The organism is Nocardia sp. NPDC049190 (genome assembly GCF_040648115.1).
Lineage (GTDB): Bacteria > Actinomycetota > Actinomycetes > Mycobacteriales > Mycobacteriaceae > Nocardia.
In genome coordinates this window covers 54176-80258 of sequence record NZ_JBEZDE010000012.1, presented here as the reverse complement: position 1 = coordinate 80258, position 26083 = coordinate 54176, and the positions used below count along the sequence as shown (strand labels likewise).

Sequence of the window (26083 nt, the reverse complement as noted above, 5' to 3'; positions counted from 1 at the left end):
CTGCGGTTTTTCTCACTCTCGTCTGAGAAGTTCCTGAGAAGCACCCGGTGAGGGAACGGTCCCTGCGACGGGTTCCGCACCGACGTTGCGCGCGGTCGTCGTGGGGTTACACGGGCCGCACCAATCCGTGCCGCACCAATCCGGCAACCACGGACAACGCATCGGCGGCGAACTCGGCGGTCACCGCGTCGGATCCGTGGGCGAGCGCCAGCAGTTCGATCAGTTCGTACAACGGGAGCCCGTCGGCCCGCATTCCCGCCAGGAGCGAGACGGTGGTCTCGTCCACCTCGTGTTGCCAGCGGGGGCCGTCGCCGCGGTGCACGCGCACCACCGCGGGTGCCCAGCCTTCGGGCCCTGGCAGGGCGACGCGCTCCAGCGCGGTCGCCGGGTCGACGACGAAACGGGACGACCAGGCGAGATTCTCGTCGGCGGCGACAGCGCGCAGCCACGCCGAGCGCTCGAAGTAGCGGAGAGCCTCCTCGCCGAGCGGGTCGTCGAAGCCGTGGGTGAGATCCTCGGCGAGCAGTTCGGTCGGGCCGTCGGTGGCGCGCAGGTAGACGAAGCCGAAGCCGATGCCTTCCACGTCCGCCGCGGTGAAGGCGTCGAGCCACTCGTCGGCGCGTGCCTGGGCGCTCGCGTCGCGGGGATCGAGGCCTGCGTCGCGCAACCAGGTGCCGACGTAAAGGGCGGGGTCCGCGACGTCGCGTTGCACCACCCAGGCGTCGACGCCGTGCGCGGGCAGCCACGACGAGACCCGCCCGCGCCAGTCTTCACCGTCGACGTGCACCCACGCCGCCAACATTGCGGCGGTGCCTCCCGGTGCGAGCAGATCCGCTGCCTGCGAGATCACCAATTCGCTTGCGCCGTCCAGGGCGAGGCCGGAATCGCGGTAGGTGTGTTCGACACGGGCCGGGCCGACCACGAATGGAGGGTTGGCCACGATTTGGTCGAAGCGCCTGCCCTGGACCGGGTCGAACCACGAGCCCTCGACCAGTTCGATGTCGAGATCGTTGAGGGCGGCGGTGGCCTCGGCCAGCCACAGTGCGCGGGCGTTGACATCGGTGGCGGTGATGTGGTCGGCATAGGCCGCGGCGTGCACGGCCTGCACTCCGCAGCCGGTGCCGAGGTCGAGCACCGTCCCGACCGGGCGGGTGGGCGTAGCGCGCAGCAGCGAGAGGGAGGCATGGCCGACACCGAGCACGTGGTCCTCGGCCAGGGTGCGCCTCCGCATCGAGTCGTCGAGGTCGGACAGGATCCATCGGGTGCCCGCGCCCGCGTCCAGCGGACGCAGGTCCAGCGCCGCACGGACCGCGTCGCCGTCGCGGTCGAGCAGTCCCACGGCGACCGCACGGTCGATCTCCACCGGCGCGAGCGCGGCGGCCACCTCCCGCACCGGCAGGGCATCTCCGAGCAGCAGCAGACGGATGAGGGTGCCCAGCTCGCCGGCATCGCGTGCGGCGCGTCGCACCGGAACCGGCTCCGAGCGGCTCAGTGCCGCATGTGCGCCTGCGCCGAGCACGTCCAACAGGGTGTCGGCGTCGTAGCCGACCTTGGTCAGCGCGGTCCGCAGGTCCGGGCAGAGCGCAGCGAGGGGCGAGCCGGTGATGGTCGATCGGTTCGGGGGCACATCGGTACTCTGCCATCGCACCCGGTCCGGCAGATCAGGTGTCCACCGCGGCGCACCGCGCTCCGTGGCGACCGAGGGGCCTCGGGCAGCTCGGCCCACCGTGCCACCGTGGCGCAGCGCATGCTGCCGCTGGTGCCTGAAATCAGATGCCGTTCGGGTCGCGGGCGATGACGCAGTACCGCGCGTCACCCGGATCACTCAGCACGATCGAGTGTTCGTGACGCCGCACCAGGGTCGCGCCGAGCGATTGGTGCCAGGCGGCAGTGGCGTCGATGTCGCCCGCGGACACGTCGACGTGCGCGCTGGCCGGGCGGTCCTCGCCGAGGCGTCGCAGCGACAGGTGCACGGGTAACTGCTCCGCGGGACGCAGCCAGGCGAATTCTGGCGATCTCCCGTGTCGGAACTCCCAGCCGGTCAACGACTTCCAGAAGCCGGCCTCGGCGTCGTAGTCGGTGGGGCCGATGTCGAGGCACACCCGGTCCAGGCGTGACATCCTGCCATCAGGAGCTCGCACGGCGGGGGCAGGCGTGCCTTTGGGGCGGCCACTCGGGGTCAAGCAGAACATTTGGCCGCCGGGGGAGCGCAGCACCGCGTAGTCCGGGTGGTTCGCGACCAGCTCGGCGTCCAGATCGAGCGCGGCGCGCACAGCGGCCGGGATGTCGTCGACGTCCAAGTCGAGGTGCACACCGCCGAGTCCGGTCACCGCTTGCATCTTGACGCCCGCCTCGGCGAACAGTGCGGGCTCGGGCATGAGGGTGAGGAATTCATCGTTCGCGCCTCGCCGAGCGGAGAGCTGGGTGGCGGTGACCGTGGACCAGAACGTCGCGCAATCGTCGAAGCGCTGGGCCGGGCGATCCAGGAAGGCCCAGATCCACCGAATCATGTTCACTCCTGTCGTGTTTTTCCCCGCCACACCGTAGGGACGCTTTTCCGCCTTGTCGAGGAGAGCGGCGGTGCGCCGCGATTGGCATGAATTTGATGCGATATGGCATTTCGGCCACTCGCTGCCCCGGCGATGTTCCGGCAGGCTCAGCGGGTGACCGAACTGAAGACACTGTCTACCCCCGCTTCCGTCGACTCCGCTCCTCGGGCGCGTATCCACCCGGCGTGGCTGGTCGCGGGCGTCGGCTTCATCACCCTGCTGGGCGCCGCGGGCTTCCGATCGGTGCCTAGTGTGCTGATGGACCCGCTGCACGAGGAGTTCGGCTGGTCGCACGGCACCATCGGCGCGGCCGTCTCACTGAATCTGCTGCTGTACGGACTGATCTCGCCGTTCGCGGCGGCGTTGATGGACCGGTTCGGCATCCGCAGGGTAGTGGCCTGTGCTCTGATCGCGGTCGCCGCGGGCAGCGGGTTGACGGTGTACATGTCCCAGCCTTGGCATCTGATCCTGACCTGGGGTCTGTTGGTCGGCGTCGGGGTCGGGTCGATGTCGATGCCGTTCGTCGCGACCATCACCGGCCGCTGGTTCGTGCGGCAGCGCGGTCTGGTGACCGGCGTCCTCACCGCGGCAGGTGCGACCGGACAGCTGATCTTCCTTCCGCTGGTGTCGGCGGTGGCGCACGCGCACGGCTGGCGACTGCCGTCGTTGATCGTGGCCGGTGCGGCGCTGGCGGTCGTGCCGTTGGTGCTGTTGTTCATCCGGGATTACCCGAGCGATGTCGGTGCGACCGCCTACGGCGCCGAGCCCGACAGCCTTGTCGGTGTGCGCGTGCAGGCGCCCTTCGGTGCATTGCGTGCGCTGACGGTGCTCGGCACGATCGCGCGCAGGCCCGGATTCTGGCTGCTTGCCGGGGGGTTCGCGGTCTGTGGCGCGTCGACCAACGGCCTGGTCGGTACCCATTTCGTCAGCGCGGCCCACGATCACGGGATGCCGCCGACCGCCGCTGCGAGCCTGCTGGCGGTGATCGGGATCTTCGACGTCGCGGGAACCATCGCCTCGGGCTGGCTGACCGACCGAGTCGACCCGCGCTATCTGCTGATCGGCTACTACACCCTCCGCGGCCTGTCGCTGCTGATTCTGCCCGCGCTGCTCGGCCCGGATACGCGGCCGAGCTTGTGGATGTTCATCATCTTCTACGGCCTGGACTGGGTCGCTACGGTGCCGCCGACGGTCACGCTGTGTCGCGAACTGTTCGGCAACGATGGCCCGGTCGCATTCGGCTGGGTCTTCGCCTCACACCAGATCGGCTCGGCCGTCGCGGCCACCGGCGCGGGGGTCATCCGTGATCTGCACGGCAACTATGACCTGGCCTGGTATATCGCGGGTGCGCTCTGCGGCATCGCCGCGGTGATGTCGGCCGTCATCCGCCGAGCCCCGCGGCCAGCCTGACGCCACGTTCGGCCCGAGCGGCCGCATCCGCGTCAGCCGTCGATCGCCTTGTGTGGGCGGGACTCGAGGGCGGTTCGTGGCCGGTCCCATCGGCTCGGCTCGTCCTTGCGGCGGGGTGGGCGGTCGTTGGCGATCAGGACCGCGATCCATGGCAGTGGAATGGAAGCGGCGATGATCAGGATGGACAGCAGCGGGTTGCCGAACGTGCTGTAAGCGACCGCCGCCAGGATCAGACACGGGATGCGGAACGCCATGATGATCGTGTATCGGCGAACGCGGGCGCGGTGCTGGTCCTCCAGTGACGGCGCCGCCTCGGTGATCAGTACCGGGTGTTTGTCGTCGCTGCCTGGGAAATATCCGGAGGAACGGCGGGGCTGCGTCGGCATTGTCAGGTCGGGGTGCTCTTCGCGGTCGCGGCCGTCGGCGGAGGAGGAATCGCCGTTCTGCTGCATACTGCCGAGTCTTCCACTTGCGATGCCCGCGTGCACACACCGTGGTCAGTCGCCTCATCGATGGATGCGGCATCATGGATGCGTGAACACCGACACCATGGTTCGCCCGGATACGACGACCGACGAAACGACGGGCGACGACACCCCGAAGTTTTTTCATTACGTCAAGAAGGACAAGATCGCCGAAAGTGCCGTGATGGGTACTCACGTGGTCGCCCTGTGCGGGGAGGTCTTTCCGGTGACCCGCTCGCCCAAGCCCGGCTCTCCGGTGTGCCCGGAGTGCAAGAAGGTCTACGACGGCCTGCGCAAGGGCGACTGAGCGCTTAAGCGCTTATTCCGCACGCGGCATCGACGGATGTGGCGATGGCCCGCCGAAAAGACCGCGCCATAAAGACCGCGCCGTAAAGACGCCGCCACGATCCGGTCGGGTCACGGGCGGGATGACGGTGGTCCCGCCCGGCCGTTCGGCGGCAACTCGGTGTCCGGCGCGTCGGGCGTGGTCCTGGTACGGAACGACTCGTCTTCCTCGGTCGATGTTTCGACCGCTGGGCCGGTGTCGCCTCGCATCTGACTGGTGATCCACTCCTTCACCTGTTCCATGCGCGTCGCACGGGCCGGCCAGAACTCTTGCACCGCGGCGTTGAACTCGGCGCCGAGGATCACCGCGAAACCGAGGAAGAACGTGAACAGCAGGAACGCGATCGGTGTCGCCAAAGCGCCATAAGTGACACCGGTCCTGGTGACCCAGGCCAAGTAGCGGCGTAGCACCTCGCTGGCCGTCATGAAGAACACTCCGGCGACCAGTGCCCCGCCGAAGAGCCGGTGCCAGGGCAGCGACGTATGCAGTGCCAGTTTGTACAGGGTGGTGAGCCCGACGATCAGCAGCATGCCGACACCCGGGTAGTAGAAGAAGTCCAGCAGCTGTAGTCCGGTCTCCCGCCAGGTGGCGGGCAGCACCCGCCCGATCAGCGTCGGCCCCAGCGCCACCAGCGGCAGGATGAACACCGCCGCCACCAGGAACAGCACATAGAGCAGCAACGCGAAAATCCGCTGCCACACCGGGTGCCGCGCGTCCTGCTGGTCGTGGGCTTCGACGATCGCGTCGACGAACGTGGCCATCGCCGAGGAGCCCGCCCAGAGCGACAGCACGAACCCCACCGACACCACCGCGCCGCGACCCCGGCCGAGCACGTCCTGCACCGTCGGCTGGATCAGATCCGACACCACGGTCGCGCTGAACAGATCACGGCTGAAGGTGATGATCTTGGACTCGACGATCTCCACCGTGTCCGGGCCGAACCATCCGCCGACGTAACCGAGGCTGCCGAGCACGCCGAGCAAGAGCGGCGCGAGCGAGAGGGTCTGCCAGAACGCTGCCGCAGCCGACTTGGTGAAGATCGAATCGTCCCATGCCTTCTCCGCCACCCGTACGACCAGCGCGAGCGTCTGCATGCCCGCGTGCGCGGCCTTCGCGCCGGCGCGGTCGGTCCAAGTCCAAGTGCTCATCGCGACCCCACGGGCCGACGGGGCGTCGGTCCGTGGCAGCTGGCCGCTGAAGGCGGTGTCGTCGCTCATCGTGCTTACAGCATCGCGCACTTCGGGTGCTCACATCGGTTTGTCGGTGCGACGTGTCGGTGGGTCTCGGCGGAAGTCCAGAGATTCGCCCGGCGAGGTGTGATGCCCATCGCGCACGCCGCGTCGGTTTGGCGACACGCCATGCCGGGCGGATAGGGTCGTGTGCGTGACTGGGTCGGGTGGCGCCGCTGTGGCGGGAGATGCGGAGACGCCGAGCGATTCGGGAGTGGTACGGACCACTGGCGGTGGCTCGTTGCGCGCCTGGCAGCGACGTGCGCTGACAAAATATCTGGCCACCAGACCGCGCGACTTCCTCGCGGTGGCCACCCCGGGCGCGGGAAAGACCACGTTCGCGCTGCGAGTCGCCGCAGAGTTGCTGGCCGACCGCACCGTGGACCAGATCACGGTGGTCGCGCCGACCGAACACCTCAAGCACCAGTGGGCGCAGTCCGCGGCCCGAGCGGGAATAGCGCTGGACTCGCGGTTCTCCAACTCCACCGGCGGCACCTCGGGCGACTACCACGGCGTGGTGGTCACCTACGCGCAGGTCGCCGCGCATCCGTTCCGGCACCGGGCGCGCACCGAAAGCCGCAGGACCCTGGTCATTTTGGACGAGATTCACCACGCGGGCGATGCGAAGACCTGGGGTGATGCGACGGCCGAGGCTTTCGGCGACGCGACCCGCCGTCTTGCGCTCACCGGCACCCCGTTCCGCAGCGACGACAGCCAGATCCCGTTCGTCGTCTACGAGCCCGACGAGTCCGGCTTCCCGAAGTCGCGCGCCGACCACACCTATGGCTATGCCGAGGCCCTCGCCGACGGCGTCGTCCGTCCGGTGGTCTTCCTCGCCTACTCCGGCGAGGCGCACTGGCGCGACAGCGCGGGCGAAGAGTACTCCGCCCGTCTCGGCGAGCCGCTCAACGCCGAGCAGACCGCTCGCGCGTGGCGGACCGCACTGGATCCAGCCGGCGACTGGATCTCGGCCGTGCTGCGCGCCGCGGACATTCGGCTGCGCCAGAAACGCGTTTCCGGCATGCCCGATGCGGGTGGTCTGGTGATCGCCACCGATCAGGAACGTGCCCGCGACTACGCCGAACTGTTGGAACACATCTGCGGCGAGAAGCCCGCGCTGGTTTTGTCCGACGATCCGGCCTCCTCGAATCGGATCGCGGAGTTCGCCGGCAACACCCAGTCCTGGATGGTCGCGGTGCGCATGGTGTCCGAAGGCGTCGACGTGCCGCGCCTGGCAGTCGGCGTATACGCGACCAGCGCCGCCACACCGCTGTACTTCGCGCAGGCGATCGGCCGCTTCGTGCGTGCGCGCAAGGCGGGGGAGACCGCGAGTGTGTTCCTGCCTTCGGTGCCGGTGCTGCTGGATCTGGCCGCCCAGCTGGAGTTGCAGCGCGACCACGTGATCGGCAAGCCGCACCGCGAGAAGAACGGTCTCGACGACGAGTTGCTGATCGAGGCCAACAAGCAGAAGGACGAGCCGGGCGAGGAGGAGAAGCCGTTCGTCGCGCTGGCCGCCGACGCCGAACTCGACCAGGTCATCTACGACGGATCCTCATTCGGCACCGCGACTTTCGCCGGCAGTGACGAGGAGGCCGACTACTTGGGCATCCCGGGGCTGCTCGACGCCGAGCAGATGCGCGCTCTGCTGCGCGATCGGCAGGCGCGTCAGGTCGCCGAACGCGGTGCTGTCGTCCCCGATCCCGGCCCGCAGGTGGTCGGCGCCGCCGAACGTGTCGCCACCGCCGATCGGCTCGCCGAACTCCGCCGCGAACTCAACAGCCTGGTGGCCATGCACAACCACCGAACAGGCAAGCCGCACGGCGTCATCCATGGTGAACTGCGCCGCGAATGTGGCGGCCCGCCCACCGCGCTGGCCAGCGCCGACCAACTCGGTGAGCGGATCGCCGCACTGCGGAGGAAGTAGAGCGCCGCGGAGGAACCAGTCGGACTCGTCCGGGTGGTCGGCGGCTCGCAGGTCAGGCGGCCGTGCCCGGCCAAGCGGCCATGGCGCAGTCGATGGAAGCGGTGAGCTCGGCGAGCGAGGCTCCGTCTCGGGCCTGGATGGACAGGCCGTAGAGGACCGAAGTGAAGAAGCCGGCCAGCGCCGCGGTGTTCGTCTCGGCGGGCAAGTCGCGCTCGCGGACACCGCGGTCCAGGCGCTCGCGGATATCGTCGGTCGTCTCGCGACGCTTTTCGATCAGGAAGTCTCGGATGCTCGCGCTGCGCGTGGTGTAGGTGGATCCCGCGAGCACCACCATGCAGCCGTGTGGTTTGCTCTCGTCGGTATAGGCGATGGCGTTGTCCCGCAGCATCGCCTCGATGCTCGCCCGTGCGGTCGGCTCGTCCCGCAGCGCGCGGTCGGTGAATCCGCCGTCGGTGCGTCCGTACAGGTCGACGGCTTCCCGGAACAGCGCCTCCTTGCCGCCGAACGCGGCGTACAGGCTGGGCGAGTTGATCCCCATCGCGGCGGTCAGGTCACTCATCGCGGAACCTTCGTACCCGTGTTCCCAGAACACCTCCATGGCACGACGCAACGCCTCCGTGCGATCGAAGGCGCGCGGGCGTCCTCGTTCGGCCATGCCGGCGTCCTTTCTGTGTCGATCGTTAAATATACCTCTTGACAGCGCTGCGCCGAATACGCTTGGGTATTTATGTATTGATCAGCACAAAAATGGGAGGCGTCCGATGTCGGACCTCACGGGCAAAGTGGCACTGGTGACCGGCGGCAGCCGCGGGATCGGGGCGGCGATCGTCCGCAGTCTCGCCGCCGGAGGTGCGGATGTCGCGCTGACCTACCAGACCGCCGAGGCGAAGGCGAAATCCGTGGTCGATACGGTCGAAGCGCTCGGGCGCCGTGCGATCGCGATCCAGGCCGACAGCGCCGACGCCGACGCGGTACGCACCGCGGTGCGTCGGACCGCGTCCGAACTCGGCGGACTGGACATCCTGGTCAACAACGCGGGTATCTTCCCGGCCAAGCCGTTCGAGGAGTTCACCGTGGCCGAGATCGACAACGCGCTCAATGTGCACGCGCGCGCCGCGTTCGTCGGCGCGCAGGCGGCGGTCGCGCACATGTCCGCCGGCGGACGGATCATCAGCATCGGTAGCAACCTGTCCGAGCACGCGCCGTTCGGCGGTCTCGCGCTCTACAACCTGAGCAAGTCCGCGCTCAACGGTTTCACCAAGGCGCTGGCCCGTGAACTCGGCCCGCGCGCGATCACGGTGAACCTGGTGCAGCCCGGCTCCACCGACACCGACATGAACCCGAAGGATGGCGACCACGCGCCGGTGCAGCGCGACCTGACCGCCCTCGGCCGATTCGGCGCCGCTGCTGACGTCGCGGCCACCGTGGCCTTCTTGGCAGGCGAGTCCGGGCGCAGCGTCACCGGCGCGATTCTCACTGTCGACAGCGGCACCAACGCTTGATCACCCGACGAAGTATCGCCGCGGCGCTCATTCGCCGAGGATCAGCGATCGGACGGGCCGAGTAACTCGGTTCCCCACCGTCCCGAAGAAGTCCGCGGGATCGAGCGCACTGATCGGAGTCCAGCGTGTCGGAAGTGCGGGTAGCGTCGAATCTCCGTGCTCGGCATGAAAATAGCGCTGGACCTCCAGGGTGATCCGTGGGTTCTCGTCGACTCGCCGCGCCATCTCGTAGTACGCCGCGAGCACATGCAGGCAGCGCGCGGAACGTGCCGAGCACGAGCAGTCTGTGCTCGCGAGAATCGGGGCGAGCGCGATTCCGGCCGCCACAACCGCCCGGTGCAGGTCGTCGGTCAGCACGCTCGTGTCGACAACGATCTCCGCGACGGCGTTGATCGCAGTCCTGGACAGTGGCGCCACTTCCAGATGGGTCAGCGAGGCTTGGCCGCCGCGGTGGATGGTGGCGCGCACGACCCCATCCTCGATGGTGACGTGTACGCCGTGGTTGCGTGCGATGCTGCGGGCGCGGGGGAGCAGCGGATCCGGCCTGGTCTGGCGCAGCGGCTCGGCGAGGCGCACCCAGTCCATGCCCCATGCGGTGTAGCCGAATTCGTTGTCCACCTCAGTTCTCCCGCTTGCGGCGCAGAATCTCGATCAATTGGTTGTCGGGGAGCGCGGCCAGCGTCGCGATACCCGATGCGTCGCCGAGGTCGGTCAGCGCCGCCTTGCGGTCGTGCATGCCCGCGATGTGCTCCTCCACGGTGGTGGTCGAGGTGAGTGTGGTAATGGTGACCGGACGGGTCTGGCCGATCCGGTGTGCCCGGTCGGAGGCCTGCGCCTCTACCGCGGGATTCCACCAGCGGTCGAAATGGATGACGTCGGCAGCGCGGGTGAGGGTGAGACCTGTGCCCGCGGCGCGCAGGCTCAGCACCAGTACCAGCGGTCCGTCATCGGCTTGGAATCGGGACACGATCGCGGCGCGTTCGGTCTGGCTCAGTCCGCCGTGGAAAAACGGCGCCGCCACCCCGAATCGGTCGGCCAGGTGGCGCACGAGTACCTCGCCGGTCTGCCGGTACTGGGTGAAGAGCAAGGTGGGGCTGGCGGTCGCGAGATTGGTGGCCAGGATATCGGTGCACAGGTCGAGCTTTCCGGACCGGCCCGTCAACTCGGCGAGATCGCCGGTGACCAGTCCCGGGTGGTTGCAGACCTGTTTGAGCGAGGTCAGCGCCGCGAGCACGCGGCCGTGGCGCTCGATACCGGAACCGAATCCGTCCTCGATGGCCTGGGTCAGCAGCCGGTCGTAGAGTTCTTCCTGCTCGGCGGTGAGGTCGCAGAGCAGGTTGCTGTGGATCTTCGCCGGGAGGGCCGCGGCAACCTGGATCTTCTTGCGCGCCAGCAGCACCGGGTCGATGGCGTCGCGCAGCCGCGCCGCTGCGGCCGCGGACCCTTCGTGGATCGGACGCACGAACCGCCGCCGGAACTGCGTTCGGTGTCCGAACAGCCGGGGCGCGACCAGATGCAGTAGCGCCCATAGCTCGTCGAGATGATTCTCGATCGGCGTCCCGGTCAGCGCGACCGTCGCGGTGGCTTCGAGCGCTCGCGCGGCCTTGGCGACCTGGGTGCGCGGATTCTTGAGTGCCTGCGCCTCGTCGAAGACCGTTGTCGCCCAGCGTTGCCCGCCGAGTAGCGCCCCGTGGAGTCGAAGCGTCGGATATCCGGCGACAACAACCGTCCCGGGCTCGGCGGAGATCCTGCCACCGCGCCAAGCGACCACGCGCAGCCCCGGCGCGAACCGCTCGATCTCGTGCATCCAGTTCCCGACCAGCGAGGTCGGGCACACTACGAGTTGTGGCCCCATCGCGGCGCGGCCGAGCAGGAAACCGATGGTCTGCACGGTCTTACCGAGGCCCATCTCGTCGGCGAGCACCGCGCCGCCGTGCGCGTCGACGGTCTCGCGCAACCATCCGACTCCGCGTGCCTGATAGGGCCGCAGGTGCGCCTTCAGCGTCGAACGCAGTTCCGCCGCTACCGTTTCGGTGTCGCGTAGTACTCGGAGCGCGCGCTCGGCCGACACGATCGCGGTGCCGGAGGCATCCGGCACCGCGTGCGCGGCCACGGGCATCGTGGGTGCGCCGATGTTCGTCGCCGCAGGGGCAACCGCTACCGGGTCGGTGATGACGTCGCGCAGCATGCCCTGCCAGAACTGGACCGACCGACCGGGGTGCTCGATCGCCCCGGCGGCGAAGGTCTCGGGGTCCACGAGCGTGGTGGCGACGTCCACGACCTCGATCGCACCGCCTATACCGACCGGAACGGCCAGTGCCAGTGTTTCCGGGTCGCCAGGGCCGCGCGGGGCTGGTCCGGTATCGCGTCCGGACCATGTCCACAATGCGAACATATGCCGATCCGGCAGGTAAGTGGCGTGTGTGCTGGGCAGAACAAACCCCTTGAATTAACGTATGGCGTACGGAGTAGTGGAACATCGTACAGTGTACTGGATTAATTCCGAGGAGTCCTTTGACCGAGGAAATCACCGTCCATCAGGCGAAACATCTGATGAACCTCCTGTGGCGACATGAGCTTCCGCCGCGGCCCGCGGGCCGCGGGCCGAAGCAGACGGTCAGTCTCGATGCCGTGGTCGCCGCCGCTGTGGCGCTCGCGGACCGGGACGGCTACGCGAAGGTCTCCATCCGGACGGTCGCCGCCGAACTGGGGCTGCGGCCGATGAGTTTGTACACGTACGTGCCGAGCAAAGATGCTTTGACCGTCCTCATGGTCGACCAGGTCGCCGCCGAGGACGCCCCCATTCCGGCCGATCTCCCGGCACGCGCACGCATGGCCGCCATCGCCTGTCAGGTCCATGCCGAACTGCTCGCGCATCCGTGGCTCTTGGAGGTCTCACCCTGGCGACTCGTGCTCGGCCCGGGCCGGATGCGCCGCTACGAACGGCAGCTCGGTGCGATCGAGGGCATCGGCCTCTCGGACCTGTCGATGGACCGGGTGATCGCCGTGCTGTCGGAGTTCGCCACCGGAAACGCTCGAATGGCCCTCGCCGCGGTCCGCGATACGCAGCGAATGAGCGACGCTCGGTGGTGGGAGGTGCACGGCCCGGTGCTGGCCGAGGTCATGCCGTCGAATGTGTTCCCGCTGTCGTCGCGGGTCGGTGCGGCAGTGGGCGAGCTCTACCAGGCGCCGGCGGACCCGGACGGTGCGTTCGAGTACGGACTGGCCAGGCTGCTGGATGGCATCCTGCGCGAGGTGGCGGACTGATCGGTTCCCGAACACGCCAACAGCGGGCGACCTGTGGGTCGCCCGCTGCCGGTGGAAACAATCTTCTGTTGTTCGATGCTGTTGTGTCAGGACGCGAGAAGCAGGTCAGAGCGCGGGAGCGGACTCCGTGTCGATCACGGCTTCCAACTCACGCAGTCGATCCATGTGTTCGTTCGCGTGGTGCTGGCAGAAGAGCAACTCTCCACCGGCGGGCAGTACGGCACGCACTCGAGCAGCCGCCCCGCAACGGTCGCAACGATCGACCGCGGTCAGTGGGGTGCTTGTCAGGGTTCCTGGCATGACTCCTCCGTCCTGGCTCCCGGTCCCGACGACCGTTCACCTGGTGTGGGGCCCGTGGTCACTCACCACGAGCTCGCTACCGCTACTTCTCAGCAGGGGTATGACTACTCTGTCAGACGTTCGGGACGGGGGCTTTGTTCCCGCGAGTGATTCTGTGTGTTTTCGATTACACGACCAGGGATTTTCGCTACGGGCGAACATCACAGGTCATGCCGTCGACCACCGCTCGATCACCACCTCGAATCGGCCGATTCAGTTGTCTACCGGGAGATTACCCGTGACCCACGACACTCACACGCTTGTTCACCTATGCACGTTGGCCGAGTGGCTGTCCGCCCGGCAAACGGGCGAGTACCGCGCCGCGTCGCTCGACGAAGTGGGATTCATCCACCTCTCGGCGCCACGCCAGGCGCACCTGCCCGCCAACCGGCTCTATGCGGGACGGCGCGATCTGGTATTGCTGCGCATCGACTCGGCGCGGGTCGGGTCTCCGATCGTATGGGAGCCGGGCGTGCCGACCGACCCCGAGTCGATGCTGTTCCCGCATCTGTATGGTCCGCTGCCGGTAGCGGCGGTCACGGCCGTCGAAGAGTACCGCCCCGACGCGAACGGCGTATTCGCGCCGCTCGGCAGGTGAACTATCGGTCGCGGATCTCGCGGGCCACGATCGCGGCCTGTACCCGCGACCGCACACCGAGTTTCGTCAGTACTCGGGAGACGTGCGTCTTGACCGTCGTCTCGCCGATGAACAGTGTGCTGGCGATCTGGGCGTTGGACAGACCGTCGCCGAGGCAGTCGAGTACCTCTCGCTCGCGCTCGGTGAGATCATCCACGCCATGCGGAGCCGGTTGTGGCGCATCGTGATTCGACGACGCGAACGCCGAGATCACCGCCCGGGTCACTGCCGGGGCCAACACCCCATCGCCCGCCGCGACCGCGCGTACCGCCTCGACCAGTGACTGGCCCGACGCGGATTTCAACACAAATCCCGCGGCGCCTGCCCGCAATGTGCGAAAGACGTACTCGTCCAGGTCGAACGTGGTCAGGATGAGCACCCTGGCCAGTCCGTCGGTGGTGATCAGCTCGGTCGCGGTGATCCCGTCCACCCCGGGCATCCGCACATCCATCAGCACCACCTGCGGTCGCAGTGCCTTGGTCTGTGCGACCGCGACGTCACCGTCGGCCGCCTCGCCGACCACCTCGATATCGTCCTCGACTTCCAAGATCATTCGCAGGCCGGCGCGGATCGCCGCGTGGTCGTCGGCGATCACCACCCGAATCGTCATGGCTCGCCCTCAGCGCCGAGCGGGAGTTCGGCGAGCACGTGCCAGCAGCCGGAATCGGATCCGGCGCGCACACTTCCGCCGAGCGCGGTCGCGCGTTCGCGCATGTTCCTCAGCCCGCGGCGTCCGCCGTCCGCCGCCGCGCGCGTCGGTGCGGTCGGATTGCGGATCGCCAGGCTCAGCACCCCGTCGTCGGCGCGCACGTCGATGAAGACCTCTTGTCCCGGTGCGTGTTTCATGGCGTTGGTCAAGGCCTCCTGGACGATGCGGTACGCGGCCTGATCGACCGCGCTCGGCAGGGCGGCGCCGTCGAGCGTCGAGCGCACCCGGACCATGATCCCGGCCGCCCGCGCGGCGTCCACCAGGATCGACAGCTGTGCCAGCCGCCTCGGCGTCGCCACCTCATCCTCGGCATCGCTACGCAGCAGCCCGATCATCGTGCGCATCTCCTGCAGCGCGCTGACGCTGTTCGAACGGATGGACCGCGTGATCCCGGCGAGCACGCGATCGGCGTCACGGCGGGCGAGCACCCCTGACGCCGCCTCGGACTGGATCGCGATGGCCGACAGGTGCCCGGCGATCACATCGTGCAGGTCGCGCGCCATTGTGGTGCGCTCATCAGCGATCGCCGCGCGTCGGTCGAGTTCGGCGACCAGGGTCAATGCCTGCGCGCGGGTGCGTTCGACATCGGCGATCTCCTTGTGCGTGCGCACCGAATTCGCCCACCAGATCGGCGTGGCCACGAAACTGAACACCGCCACGAGCGCCAGCGCGACCGACCGCGGGTCCGCGGTCAGGGCCAGCGTCAGCGCCACGACGAAGCCGGAGAACGCCGACCAGCACACAGTGGTGATCCGCGCCGACCGCCGTCCGGAATACAGCACGGAGGCGTAGATCAGGTCGGCGTAGATGATCCACACCGGCACCGTCGCGCCGAGATAGGTGTCCACCGCCAGCGGGAGCAGACCCCCGAGCATCGCCGGCACCGGGTTTCGACGCCGGAAGAAGGTCGCCAGGCAGACCGTGAGCAGCACACTGAAGCGCAGCCACATCGCCGAATCCACACCGCGATCGGTCATCGTGGACAGACCGCTGACATAGAGGACCGCACCGCCGGCGAACGCGGTGAGCGCGCCGAGTAGATCCCGCGTTCGCTCCGGCAACTCCGACCACCGCGTCACGCCTCCATCACAGCACAGCGCGGGTCGGACGCCATCAGTCGAAGTGATGACCGGGACGGTTTACGAACTCGGACATCGGGCTAATCTGGACAGCGTGAATGTCGACGTCACCGCGCTACCCGGGATCGGTGTCCGCAAGGACTTCGAGGTGCGTTCCGGTCGCCGTATCGGCGTGGTCGCGCACCGTGACGGTGACATCGACCTCATCGTCTCCAAACTCGAGGATCCCGATGCCTGTGCCGCGCAGATCCCGCTGACCGCCGACGAGGCGGCGGTGCTGGCCAACTTGCTCGGCGCACCGCAGCTGGTGGCCAGCCTGAACGACGACCATCGCGATCTTCCTGGAATCACCACCCGACAGCTGCCGATCAGCGACGACTCCCCGTACGACGGCCGCACTCTCGGCGAGACCGCGATGCGCACCCGTACGAAGGTCTCCATTGTCGCGGTCATGCGGGCTGGGCACCTGCATCCCTCGCCCGGCCCCGATTTCACCTTCACCGCGGGCGATTTGCTCGTGGTGGTCGGGACTCCGGACGGCCTGGATGCCGCCGCGAGAATTCTGACGCACGGCTGACGCGTGACGGACACCGCGCTCGCCCTGATCGAGCTCGGAGCGGTTCTTTTCGCCCTCGGCATGTTGGGGCGCGTCGCAGGACGAGTCGGCATGTCACCGATTCCGCTGTATCTGCTCGGCGGTCTCGCCTTCGGTCAAGGCGGCTTCGCCGACCTCGGGGCGGCTGATGAATTCGGCGATATCGCAGGCGAGATCGGTGTCGTGCTGCTGTTGTTGCTACTCGGCTTGGAGTACACCGCGGCGGAGCTCGTCACCGGACTGCGTCGATCCTGGGCGGCTGGCGTGGTCGATATCGTGGCCAACGCGACTCCGGGCGCGGTGGTGGCGCTGCTGTTGGGTTGGGGCGCAAACGGCGCGATCGCGATGGCGGGCATCACGTATATCTCGTCCTCGGGCATCGTGGCGAAGGTCCTCGACGATCTAGGTCGGCTCGGTAACCGGGAGACGCCGGTAATTCTGTCCATCCTGGTGTTCGAAGATCTGGCGATGGCGGTGTACCTGCCGATCCTGACAACGGTTCTGGCCGGGCTGAGCTGGGTCAGCGGGCTGCGCGCCCTGGGGATCGCCTTGGTGACTATCGCGCTGGTGCTCGCTGTCGCGTTGCGCTATGGCCGCTACGTCTCGGCGATCGTGGACAGCGTCGACCGCGAGGTGTTTCTCCTCGAGCTACTCGGAGCCGCGCTGCTGGTGGCGGGCGTCGCCTCGGCGCTGAGCGTGTCGGCCGCGGTGGGGGCGTTCCTGCTCGGTATCGCGATTTCCGGCTCGACCGCGGCCGCGGCGGCGAAACTGCTCGAGCCGCTGCGCGACCTGTTCGCGGCCATCTTTTTCGTAGCCTTCGGCCTGAGTACCGATCCACGGTCGATTCCGCCCGTGCTCGGTTGGGCTGCCGCACTGGCGGTGCTCACCACGCTGACAAAGATCGCGACCGGGTGGTGGGCTGCGAGCCGACAGGGCCTGCGGCGGATGGGCCGGGCGCGGACGGGTGCGGCGTTGGTCGCACACGGCGAGTTCTCCATTGTCATCGCGGGATTGGCGGTGAGTATCGGCGCGGTCGAGGGGCAGCTGGCCGCCTTCGCCTCGGCCTATGTATTGCTGATGGCGGTGCTCGGCCCGATCGCGGCGCGGGTGGCCGAACCCGCGGTCGAACTCGTGCAGCGTCTGGTGCGTCCGCAGCCCGCCGTTTCTTGATCAGGGCCGCTGCGCTGTGTCGGTGGATGCCTTGCGCACGGTGGTGCGCTCCAGCTTGCGCCAGAACGTGGTTGCGGCCGTGCCGACCAGCAGACCTATCGCGGCCGCACACAGATGGCCGTAGTCGGTGAAGGTCGGACCGACCCACAGCGCCACGACGAGCACCAGCAGAATCGTGACCGCCCATGCCAGCCGGAGCATGCCACGGAACCGGAACGCCAGCGCCGCGAGCACGGCCGAGAAGCCGTAGCTGGTCCCGACATCCGCGGCGACGGCGACATGGAGTGGGATGAGTCCGCGATCGATGGCATGCGAGATGCCGGTGACGGTCAGCAGTGTTGCCCCGATGTGTCCGATGGCGAACAGCAGTATCCAGCGGGTGGTGCCCAACCATCGCTCGGCGTAGGCCATCACGATCAGGAATCCCGCGATGGTCACCCAGGGAAAGCCGCCGTCGGTCCAGAAGGCCGAGGCCACCAACACCTGTACCGGGCTGTGCCGCATGTTGTAGAGGTTGGTCGAGGCCGAGAAGATCAGTCTGCGTTCGACCGAATTACCGACCCCGCGCAGCGTCCACCAGGTGACGAACAGGGTGAAGGCGTACGCGGTGCTGGCGGGGGCGGCGCCCAGATATCCGCGGATCGCGGGCAGGATTCGCCGGGGTAGTCCGGGGCGGCGCAGCCACGCCCACGCGGCCGGCAGTTCGGCGCGGGGGTCGATTGTCCGTGTCCAGGGCGCCCGAAACGGGCTGGAGGTCGACGCAACCACCCCGCCAGTGTGCCGCGCGCGGTCACGGCCGCGCCGCGTGCCCCGCTCCTGGCCGGTTCGCTCGTCGGACCCCGCCCACCCCGACCGACGACGGTTCGGCCGGCATCGACGGCCCCGGGCGACTATCTCCGTCGTCTCGGCGAAGTCGGTCGTGTCACCTGACCTGATCGGTGGGACGCAAGAGGATTTCGTTGATCGCGACGTGTTCTGGCTGCGCGATCGCGAAATGCACGGCGGCGGCCACATCGTGCGGTTGTAGGACTCGCATCGACGAAGCCAGCTGCGCGGCCATCGCCCGCGTCTCGGGGTCGGCGATATGACTCGCCAGTTCCGTCTCCACGAAGCCGGGCTCGATGAGGACAACCCGGACGCCTCGGGTGGTTACTTCCTGGCGCAAGGATTCCGAGAACGCGTTGACGCCGTGCTTGGTGGCGGCGTACACACCGCCGCCCGCTGAAGCGACGCGACCAGAGGTCGACGAGGTCTGCACGATCGTCCCCTTGCTGTCGATGAGATAGGGCAGGGCGGCGTGGGTGGCAAGCATGGTTCCGAGCAGGTTGGTGCTGACCATGCGCGTCCACTCGGTGGTATCCGCCTCGAGGATCGGCCCACTGAGCATCACTCCGGCGTTGTTGATCAAGACATCGAGCCGACCGAATCGCTCGACTACCCAGCGGACTCCCGACCGGATGGATGCGTCGTCGGTGACGTCCAGTTCGAGTGGCACCACCTCACCGCTGAGACCCTTGGCTTGCTCGGCGAGGGTCGCGAGTCGATCGCGGCGGCGTGCTCCCGCGGCTACTCGTGCTCCCGCGCCGGCGAGTTCCAGGGTGATGGCGGCGCCGATTCCGGACGAGGCGCCGATCACCAGGATGGATTTGTTTTCGACGGAACCTGTAGGACGTGTCATGCGAGGGAACTTCCTTTCGGGCAAAATGACCGTGCGGTCACATTGACGATAGCGCAAGATGACCAGTCGGTCATCTTGTGCTACTCTCCCCTCGGAGGTGTTCGATGCGGGCTGACGCGATTCGTACGCGCGAAACTCTCGTTCGTGCCGCGGCGCAAGCGCTGGCTGAATCGGGAGTCGACGTCACCATCGCCGAAATAGCTGATCGCGCGGGGGTGGCAAAGGGGACGGTCTTCCGCCACTTCGCGTCGAAGGACGAGCTCGTCTCCGCGATCGTCGCGGACGTGATCGATGACCTCGCGGTGTTCGCCGAGGGATTGCTCGACTCCGGCTCGCCGCGGCAAGCGCTCCTCGACTTCCTCGCGGCCGGCATCGAATTACAGGCGCGGGACCGGGCGTTCTGCCAGCTCGCCGCCAGCACCGCGGGGAAGGACCCTACGCTCCGACACAAAACGGTGCGGCTGCGCGAGATTGCCGACATGTTGGCGCAGCGTGCACGTGCGAGTGGAGATGTGCGATCGGACATCACCGGCCTCGATGTCGTGTCTTTGATGACCGGCATCTACCAAGCGGCGCTGGCGGCCGGCGATCCCGATGGTTGGCGGCGTTATCTCGTCATGGTGTTCGAAGGTCTGAGCCCCTCCGCATCAGCTCTTGTCCGATCGCCTGGTGGCACGGTGAAGTGATGAGCGATCGGCGATACGGAGCCACTGAGCGGTTGCCGTCCCCGGACGCGCTATCTACAGCTGTCGCCGCCAGTGTGACAGACGAGCCAGGCGCTGCGCGCGGTCGACGACGACCAACGCCCATGCGTGGCCGTCTCGATCGCTTCCGATGAAGGTCGTCATGCCACCGTCCAGGCCGGGGCGGCCGGAGAGTGCGCCGCGGCGGAAGACTGCACCGAAGCGTTCGCAATAACCGGGCCAAGCCCTGGTTCGGTAGGCACCAGGTGATTCCGCCGGTTGTCGCGAGAGAGCTCGAGTGTTTCGGTACGAGCCGGACCTTGTGGGAACGGCAATATGCCGATCAGAGCTGGTTTTCGGCACTTTCTGCGTTGCCCCTGCTGTCGGTCGGGGTCTAGCGTGGTACTCGGCACCCCGGCGCCATCTGTCGCGAGGACCAAGCTGCCGAGGGAAACGTTCCCGAGTCTGCGCGGCGACCGCCGTGAGTTTCATCGCATCCACCGGGTTGTATGTGGGCGGATTTGGCGCACTTCTCGGCCGAACCCACCCGGAGGTGGATGTGCTCCCCACACGACACAACACGGCAATCATCAATGGTCAAGAGGTCTTCTACCGCGAGGCCGGCCCGAACGGCGCACCGGTCGTCCTGCTACTGCACGGATTCCCGAGCAGTTCGCACATGTTCCGCCATCTCATCCCTGCGCTGGCCGACGATTATCACGTGATCGCAACCGACCACATCGGATACGGTCACTCCGCCATGCCGAAGGTCGACACTTTCGACTACACCTTCGACAACCTCGCCCGCCTCACCGCCGGACTGCTCGATCATCTGGGCATCGATCGCTTCGCCATCTATGTGCACGACTACGGGGCGCCGATCGGCTGGCGCCTAGTCCTCGACCCTTCCTACGACATCAGCGCGATCATCTCGCAGAGCGGCAACGCCTACATGGAAGGTTTCGCCACACCTTTCTGGGACGACCTGTTCGCGTACGCCAACAATCCTGGCCGCGACACCGAACCTGGTGCGCGGGCCAAGCTCAGCCCCAGTACGACTCGTTGGCAGTACGAGAACGGCGCCACCGATGCCAGCCTGGTCAGCCCCGACACCTGGACACTCGATCAGCTCCTGCTGGAACGGCCGGGCAACGACGAGATACAGCTGGCGCTGTTCCGCGACTACCCAACGAATATCGACGGGTACCCGACGTTGCAGGAGTACTTCCGCACCAGCCAAGTGCCCTTGCTCGCGGTGTGGGGTGAACGGGACGAGATCTTCGGACCGGACGGCGCACGGGCATTCTCCCGCGACCTGAAGGACGCGGAAGTCCACCTCCTGCCTGCCGGGCACTTCGCCCTGGAGACGCACTTGGACGCCATCAGCGGGTACATCCACGGGTTCCTCGGACGGGTTCTGACATGACGCGCAACGTGCTTGCCTGCAGAACGCGCATGGGAGGCGCCGCAGGAGAGGTGGCGTGGTGGCGACGTTGACCACAGTGAATGTCGGGATGCCGAAAGATGTTCCCTGGCACGGCAAGACCGTGCACACGGGCGTCTACAAGCAGACCGTGACCGGGCCACGGATGGTGCGCCGGCTGAACATCGACGGAGACGGCCAAGGGGACTTGGGCGGGCACGGCGGTGAGCAACGGGCCGTACTCGTCTATCAGCTCGACTCGTACCGATACTGGGCCGAGGAACTCGGGCGCGACGACTTGGCCCCCGGCCAGTTCGGTGAGAATTTCACCGTCGACGGCCTGCCCGACGAAGAGGTCTGCATCGGGGACCGCTACCGCATCGGCGACGCCCTCTTCGAGGTCACGCAGCCTCGGGTGACGTGCTATCGGGTGGGCCTGCGGATGGGCGAGCCGCGGATGGCGGCACTGCTTGTGGCCCACCACCGCCCCGGCTTCTACCTTCGGGTGATCGAGGAAGGCGAGGTCGAGGCCGGGCAGGAGATCGTCAAGGTTTCCACCGGGCCCGAGGCGATGACCGTCGAGGAGATCGATCGGGTGCTTTATTTGCCCGGCCACACTCGCGAGCAGGTCGAGCGAGCCTTGCGGATTCCCGCGCTCAGTCCCGGCTGGCAGGGCTCGATGCGGACTCTGCTGAAGCAGTCTCGCGGCGAGGGCGGCACCTCCTCGGGCAGCGCAGGACTGAATACCGCCGCTACCGCTCCGCCGCCCGCTTGGCCGGGTTTCCGGCCGCTCACCATCACGGGCATCCAGTCCGAAAGCCGCAGCGTGTTCTCCCTGCACTTGGCGGCCGAAGACGGCTCCGCGCTGCCGGACGCGCTTCCGGGGCAGTTCCTCACGGTGAAGGTCCAGCCCGAGGGTGGGGTGCCGCCGCTGATCCGTAGCTATTCGCTGTCCGGTGAGCCGGGTACCGGCATCTACCGGATCAGCGTGAAGGTCGAACCACACGGTGCCGCCAGCAACGAGCTGCGCGCCCGCTCCCGCGTCGGCGACCGGCTACAGACCGCCGCACCCCGCGGTGCCTTCTGTCTGGCCGACGGCGACGATCCGGTCCTGCTGCTGTCGGCCGGAATCGGCGTCACTCCCGTGCTGGCCATGCTGCACACCCTCGCCATCGAGCATTCCAGCCGCGAGGTGTGGTGGCTGCACGGCGCGCGGGACGGCACCGAGCACCCCTTCGCCCAGGAGAGCCGCGAGCTGATCGCCGCCCTCCCCAACGCCCGATCTATCATCTACTACAGCAGGCCGACTGCCGATGACCGCTTGCACGTGGACTATTCGCGGGCTAGCCGCCTGTCGGCTGAGCGTATCCTCGGGCTCGGCTTGCCGACCGACGCCGACGCGTACCTGTGCGGACCGGCGGCCTTCATGGACAGCGTTACCGCCGCGCTCATCGATTCGGGACTGGATGGCTCCCGGGTCCATAGCGAGATCTTCGGCGCCGGTGGCTCGCTCACTCCTGGGATCAAGGGCTCGCCGCGCGCCGCCGCACCCCACCAGCCACCAGGCGCGCCCGGCACGGGACCGGAGGTCTCCTTCGCCCGCAGCGGCCTGAACGTCGCTTGGAACGATGTCCACGAGTCCCTGCTCGAACTCGCCGAGGCCTGTGACGTCCCCGTCCAGTGGTCCTGCCGCACCGGCGTCTGCCACACCTGCGAACTCGCCCTCATCTCCGGCGCCATCGCCTACGCACCCGACCCCGTCGAACCTCCCGCCGACGGCAACATCCTCATCTGCTGCGCCAGGCCGACCGAAGGAGTCGTTCTGGACCTGTAAACGCGACCGACTTTCCTGCTATCGCTCGCAGCGGATCCGGTTCGGACCCGCCCCCAAGATCCGCCCCGAGCGGCAGCGGATTGATGGAAGCGGTCGCATCCCTGCACGCCACCGTCTTCGGCAGCGGCCACACCTTCGGCGCGAAGACCCCGAACGGCCACGAATACCCCGAACGCCACAGCAAATCCTGGATCGGGGCTTCACGGTGCGACTGCGCGTTCGGACATCACCGGCCTCGATGCCGTGTCTCTGATGACCAGCACCTACGAAGCGGCGCTGCTATATCGACGACACTTCCGTTCCAAGCCGGCGATCGCAGAGGGAGCGTGGCCTCGTGCTCTAGCCACGGGCTGTGAGCGCGGCCGCCATGCGGTCCAGAAGGAGCTGCCGTTCGTGCCTGGTGGGGGCGAGTTCGGCGGCTCGCTCCCACTCGGCGGCGGCTTCGTGGTGCCGGCCGAGCCGGGTGAGGAAGTCTCCGCGGACTGCCCCGAGGAGGTGGTAACGAGCCATCCGTCGGTCCTCGAGCAGCGGCTCGGTCGTGGCCAGTGCGGCTTCGGGACCGTCGACGTAGAGAACGGCGACCGCCCGGTTCAGTTCGACCACGGGAGATGCGGTCACCTGAGCGAGGGCGTCGTAGAGGGCGAGGATCGCGACCCAATCGGTGTCAGCAAAGGCCGCGGCGCGGGTATGACACGCGGAGATCGCTGCTTGCAGCGAATAGGTCCCGAGCGGGCGAGCCAGATCGAAGGCACGGTCGAGCATGCGAAGACCGTGCTCGATCAGGGTGCGGTCCCATCGCTGACGGTCCTGATGCTCGAGTTGGACGGGAACCCCGTTCTCATCGACGCGCGTGCGAAACCTGGCTGCCTGCAGTTCCATGAGTGCCGTGAGGCCGAAAACTTCTGGCTCGGTTGACAATAGGCCGGCCAGTACTCGCCCCATCCGCATGGCTTCGATCGCGAGATCGGCGCGGACTACGGTCTCGCCGGAGGAGGCCGAGTAACCCTCGTTGAAGATCAGATACAGCACGTCGAGCACGGCGCGAAGACGGTCGGGCAGTTCCTCGGCCGACGGCGCCTCGACCGGGACTCGAGCCGCGGCCAGCGTGCGCTTGGCGCGCGAGATGCGTTGACCGATGGTGGCTGCGGGAACGAGGAACGCGCGGGCGATCTCCTCGGTGCTCAGGCCCCCGAACAACCGCAGGGTGAGGGCGACTCGGGACTCGGGGGAGAGCACCGGGTGGCAGGTGGTGAACACCATGGTGAGCAGATCGTCCGGGATGGGGGTGAGCGCCTCGGTGGTGACGTCCGGTAGCTCGCCGTCCTGCCCGGCGACGAGGAGCGGCGCCTTCTTGCGCGCCGTCTCCTCCCGCCGGGCACGGTCGATCGCCTTGTGCCACGCGGTGGTCATCAGCCACGCGCCGGGCCTGGTCGGCATTCCCTCGACGGGCCACTGCTCCAGGGCGGCCACGAAAGCTTCGGAGGCCAGATCCTCTGCAATGTCGAGGTCGCCGATGCGGCGGGCGAGCGTGGCAATCAACTGAGGCGCCTCGATCCGCCACAGCGCTTCGACCGAATCGCGCGGTTCCATCGGTCAGCCGGGTTCAGCCCGAGGACGGGTGCCGCAGCTGCTCGCTGCGGGTCAGGGTCTCGGGGTCGACAGTCGCGGCGAAGTCGTCCATGTCGTAGAGCGGACGGATCTCCAGGATCTGCGAGTCGCCGTACGACGGGTCGAACGGGCAACGCTTCGCCCATTCGATGGCCTCCGCCAGTGAGCTGACCTCCCAGATCCAGTAGCCGGCGATGACTTCCTTGGACTCGGTGAACGGACCGTCCATGACCGAGGTCCCGGACGTCGAGAAGGCGATCCTCGCTCCGGCGCTGCTCGGCTGGAGGCCTTCGCCGCCGAGAATGATGCCGGCCTTGACCAACTGCTCGTTGAAGGCCTGCATCTTCTCGAACATTTCCTGGGTCGGCTGCGCCTTGCCTTCGTCGGCGGCATCGCCCTTGGTCATCACCATCACGCGCATGATGCGGATTTCTCTCTCAGTCGTGGCCGGCCACGCGGCGCAGCAGGTCTGCAATGTATTCGGGATCGACGGACTCACCCTCACGGAAGTCGACGACCTTGCGATCGCCGGACCCCAAGGAACGGAGTAACCCCGGTACCGGCTCGATGCCCTCCGCGCCGAAGACCATGAACGACACCTTAGCCGCGGCCACGTGCAGCGCGGCGACGTTCTCCCCCTCGATCGTGAAGTGTGGCTTGCCGTACTGCAGCGCCTCCGCGACTCCCGGCAGCGTGCGATGAACGGTCTCGCGCAGGGAGAGGCAGATCCCCGTCTGCCAAGCCTTCGTGTTGTCGATGTAAGCCGTGACATCGGTGTCCATCTCGTCTCCTTCACGCAGCGCTGACGCGGTAGGACAGCACGACCACACCGGACTCGAAGGTCTTGGTGTCGATATGTTCGAGCCCAGTGCGGCTTTCGGCCCGGAACAACGGCTCGCCGCCGCCTCTGAGGATGGGGTAGACCCAGATCCGGTACTCGTCGAGCAAGCCTGCGGTGGCCACGGTGTCGGTCAACCGGCCGTTGCCCCAGATCAGGATGTCCTTGCCGTCGGTCTGCTTCAGCCGTTCGACCGAGCCGAGGACGTCATCGCCAGGGATGACGGTCGCCGGACCCCAGGCTCGCACGTCGACCGGCACCGAGGCGACGACATACTTCTCGATCGCGTTGACGTGGTCGGCGTACGGGTTGCCGCCCATGTGCGGCCACGCTTGGGCCATGCCCTCGTACGTTGTCCGGCCGAGCAGGAGGGCGCCCGCACCGAGAGTGAGGTCCAAGGCGTACTGCTGGGCGCCGGGGTCGTTGAATTGCATCGACCACTCGTGCGGGTTGTCGATGTAGCCGTCGAGCGTCGTGTAGGTCGAAGCGATGATGCGTCGCACGTGAGGTCCCTCTGTTGAGGGGCCGGCTGGTCCGGCCCTCAACTAGTCCTTCGTGCGACCCTTCGGGGTTTCGACATGAAGGAAGAAAACTTTCTGCGGGAGTCAGGAACTTGTGCTCGCACGCGTTTCGGTTGCTGCTGAAGCCCTTCGAGGTTCCCGCGGGGGATGACGGACGCGAAGGTAGCGATCGGCCGCCCGCGCTGTCTGTGTGCCACACGGGACTATGCGGCTTTTGTCGCCTTTGCCGCGCTGCGCGAAGACGAGACAGGGCGCTGTGCCTGGTCGAGTATTTCTGG

The 26083-nt window shown here is 67.5% G+C and carries 27 protein-coding genes; 11 read left to right on the top strand and 16 right to left on the bottom strand.

The annotated features are described in order from the left end of the window. Positions 1–106: 106 nt before the first annotated feature. Both AB0B25_RS13385 and AB0B25_RS13380 read right to left on the bottom strand, forming a co-directional pair. On the bottom strand, positions 107–1627 hold the full coding sequence (locus tag AB0B25_RS13385) for a methyltransferase (protein WP_357177955.1): 1521 nt from the start codon (positions 1625–1627) through the stop codon (positions 107–109). A gap of 142 nt (positions 1628–1769) precedes the next feature. Beyond that, a complete protein-coding gene (locus tag AB0B25_RS13380; RefSeq protein ID WP_357177952.1) occupies positions 1770–2510 on the bottom strand; it encodes a VOC family protein in 741 nt (246 codons plus the stop codon). A 153-nt stretch (positions 2511–2663) separates the two neighbouring features. On the opposite strand from AB0B25_RS13380, the gene AB0B25_RS13375 reads away from it, so the two are divergent. Next, on the top strand, positions 2664–3959 hold the full coding sequence (locus AB0B25_RS13375; protein ID WP_357177949.1) for an MFS transporter: 1296 nt from the start codon (positions 2664–2666) through the stop codon (positions 3957–3959). Between the two features lie 32 nt (positions 3960–3991). On the opposite strand, the gene AB0B25_RS13370 is transcribed toward AB0B25_RS13375, so the two are convergent. Beyond that, on the bottom strand, positions 3992–4345 hold the full coding sequence (locus AB0B25_RS13370) for a DUF3099 domain-containing protein (RefSeq protein WP_357178190.1): 354 nt from the start codon (positions 4343–4345) through the stop codon (positions 3992–3994). 148 nt (positions 4346–4493) lie between these two features. On the opposite strand from AB0B25_RS13370, the gene AB0B25_RS13365 reads away from it, so the two are divergent. Next, positions 4494–4730 (top strand): DUF3039 domain-containing protein, encoded by a 237-nt coding sequence (locus AB0B25_RS13365; RefSeq protein ID WP_357177946.1) that lies wholly within the window; start codon positions 4494–4496, stop codon positions 4728–4730. A 110-nt stretch (positions 4731–4840) separates the two neighbouring features. On the opposite strand, the gene AB0B25_RS13360 is transcribed toward AB0B25_RS13365, so the two are convergent. Further along, a complete protein-coding gene (locus tag AB0B25_RS13360; protein WP_357178188.1) occupies positions 4841–5863 on the bottom strand; it encodes a YihY/virulence factor BrkB family protein in 1023 nt (340 codons plus the stop codon). A gap of 349 nt (positions 5864–6212) precedes the next feature. On the opposite strand from AB0B25_RS13360, the gene AB0B25_RS13355 reads away from it, so the two are divergent. After that, entirely contained in the window at positions 6213–7922 is a 1710-nt protein-coding gene (locus AB0B25_RS13355) for a DEAD/DEAH box helicase (protein ID WP_357178184.1), read from the top strand. Between the two features lie 52 nt (positions 7923–7974). On the opposite strand, the gene AB0B25_RS13350 is transcribed toward AB0B25_RS13355, so the two are convergent. Next, entirely contained in the window at positions 7975–8577 is a 603-nt protein-coding gene (locus AB0B25_RS13350) for a TetR/AcrR family transcriptional regulator (protein ID WP_357177943.1), read from the bottom strand. A gap of 106 nt (positions 8578–8683) precedes the next feature. Here AB0B25_RS13350 and AB0B25_RS13345 point away from each other — a divergent pair, with 106 nt between their 5' ends. Continuing rightward, complete coding sequence (locus AB0B25_RS13345) at positions 8684–9424, top strand: SDR family oxidoreductase (protein ID WP_357177941.1); 741 nt, start codon at positions 8684–8686, stop codon at positions 9422–9424. 27 nt (positions 9425–9451) lie between these two features. Here the strand turns inward: AB0B25_RS13345 and AB0B25_RS13340 are convergent, their stop codons facing one another. After that, entirely contained in the window at positions 9452–10042 is a 591-nt protein-coding gene (locus AB0B25_RS13340; RefSeq protein WP_357177938.1) for a hypothetical protein, read from the bottom strand. Between the two features lies 1 nt (position 10043). Further along, on the bottom strand, positions 10044–11819 hold the full coding sequence (locus AB0B25_RS13335) for a DEAD/DEAH box helicase (RefSeq protein WP_357177935.1): 1776 nt from the start codon (positions 11817–11819) through the stop codon (positions 10044–10046). Between the two features lie 158 nt (positions 11820–11977). On the opposite strand from AB0B25_RS13335, the gene AB0B25_RS13330 reads away from it, so the two are divergent. Then, positions 11978–12691 carry a TetR/AcrR family transcriptional regulator gene (locus tag AB0B25_RS13330; protein WP_357178181.1) on the top strand — a complete coding sequence of 238 codons (714 nt, stop codon included), beginning with the start codon at positions 11978–11980 and terminating at the stop codon, positions 12689–12691. 105 nt (positions 12692–12796) lie between these two features. On the opposite strand, the gene AB0B25_RS13325 is transcribed toward AB0B25_RS13330, so the two are convergent. Beyond that, positions 12797–12991: a hypothetical protein gene (locus tag AB0B25_RS13325; RefSeq protein WP_029903635.1), complete on the bottom strand. Its 195-nt coding sequence runs from the start codon at positions 12989–12991 to the stop codon at positions 12797–12799. A 277-nt stretch (positions 12992–13268) separates the two neighbouring features. Here AB0B25_RS13325 and AB0B25_RS13320 point away from each other — a divergent pair, with 277 nt between their 5' ends. Further along, positions 13269–13628, top strand: coding sequence for a DUF952 domain-containing protein (locus tag AB0B25_RS13320; protein WP_357177932.1), 360 nt, complete (start codon positions 13269–13271; stop codon positions 13626–13628). Position 13629: 1 nt separating this feature from the next. Here the strand turns inward: AB0B25_RS13320 and AB0B25_RS13315 are convergent, their stop codons facing one another. Beyond that, positions 13630–14277: a response regulator transcription factor gene (locus AB0B25_RS13315; RefSeq protein ID WP_357177929.1), complete on the bottom strand. Its 648-nt coding sequence runs from the start codon at positions 14275–14277 to the stop codon at positions 13630–13632. Continuing rightward, complete coding sequence (locus tag AB0B25_RS13310; RefSeq protein WP_357177926.1) at positions 14274–15455, bottom strand: histidine kinase; 1182 nt, start codon at positions 15453–15455, stop codon at positions 14274–14276. The genes AB0B25_RS13315 and AB0B25_RS13310 overlap by 4 nt, the downstream gene beginning before the upstream one ends. Before the next feature lie 94 nt (positions 15456–15549). Between AB0B25_RS13310 and AB0B25_RS13305 the strand changes: the two genes are divergently transcribed. Beyond that, on the top strand, positions 15550–16032 hold the full coding sequence (locus AB0B25_RS13305; protein ID WP_357178178.1) for a cation:proton antiporter regulatory subunit: 483 nt from the start codon (positions 15550–15552) through the stop codon (positions 16030–16032). A 3-nt stretch (positions 16033–16035) separates the two neighbouring features. Further along, positions 16036–17220, top strand: a complete 1185-nt coding sequence (locus tag AB0B25_RS13300) for a cation:proton antiporter (RefSeq protein ID WP_357177923.1) — start codon at positions 16036–16038, stop codon at positions 17218–17220. Here AB0B25_RS13300 and AB0B25_RS13295 read toward each other — a convergent pair whose 3' ends face one another. Then, entirely contained in the window at positions 17221–17988 is a 768-nt protein-coding gene (locus AB0B25_RS13295; RefSeq protein ID WP_357177920.1) for a rhomboid-like protein, read from the bottom strand. It abuts the gene before it with no gap. Between the two features lie 154 nt (positions 17989–18142). Further along, positions 18143–18898, bottom strand: coding sequence for an SDR family NAD(P)-dependent oxidoreductase (locus AB0B25_RS13290; protein ID WP_357177917.1), 756 nt, complete (start codon positions 18896–18898; stop codon positions 18143–18145). Between the two features lie 104 nt (positions 18899–19002). On the opposite strand from AB0B25_RS13290, the gene AB0B25_RS13285 reads away from it, so the two are divergent. The 3 genes from AB0B25_RS13285 (at position 19003) to AB0B25_RS13275 (ending at position 22838) form a co-directional block, all read left to right on the top strand. Beyond that, positions 19003–19584 (top strand): TetR family transcriptional regulator, encoded by a 582-nt coding sequence (locus AB0B25_RS13285; RefSeq protein WP_357177914.1) that lies wholly within the window; start codon positions 19003–19005, stop codon positions 19582–19584. 556 nt (positions 19585–20140) lie between these two features. Further along, positions 20141–21007, top strand: a complete 867-nt coding sequence (locus tag AB0B25_RS13280) for an alpha/beta hydrolase (RefSeq protein ID WP_357178175.1) — start codon at positions 20141–20143, stop codon at positions 21005–21007. A gap of 58 nt (positions 21008–21065) precedes the next feature. Beyond that, positions 21066–22838 (top strand): MOSC and FAD-binding oxidoreductase domain-containing protein, encoded by a 1773-nt coding sequence (locus tag AB0B25_RS13275; RefSeq protein WP_357178173.1) that lies wholly within the window; start codon positions 21066–21068, stop codon positions 22836–22838. Between the two features lie 339 nt (positions 22839–23177). Here AB0B25_RS13275 and AB0B25_RS13270 read toward each other — a convergent pair whose 3' ends face one another. From AB0B25_RS13270 to AB0B25_RS13255, 4 genes are read right to left on the bottom strand one after another with little or no spacing between them, the layout of a single operon-like run. Continuing rightward, positions 23178–24428, bottom strand: coding sequence for an RNA polymerase sigma factor (locus AB0B25_RS13270; RefSeq protein WP_357177912.1), 1251 nt, complete (start codon positions 24426–24428; stop codon positions 23178–23180). Between the two features lie 13 nt (positions 24429–24441). Then, positions 24442–24858, bottom strand: coding sequence for a YciI family protein (locus AB0B25_RS13265; RefSeq protein WP_357177909.1), 417 nt, complete (start codon positions 24856–24858; stop codon positions 24442–24444). Positions 24859–24883: 25 nt separating this feature from the next. Then, entirely contained in the window at positions 24884–25228 is a 345-nt protein-coding gene (locus AB0B25_RS13260) for a DUF1801 domain-containing protein (RefSeq protein WP_357177906.1), read from the bottom strand. A 10-nt stretch (positions 25229–25238) separates the two neighbouring features. Beyond that, on the bottom strand, positions 25239–25787 hold the full coding sequence (locus AB0B25_RS13255; RefSeq protein WP_357177903.1) for a dihydrofolate reductase family protein: 549 nt from the start codon (positions 25785–25787) through the stop codon (positions 25239–25241). Positions 25788–26083: the final 296 nt, after the last annotated feature.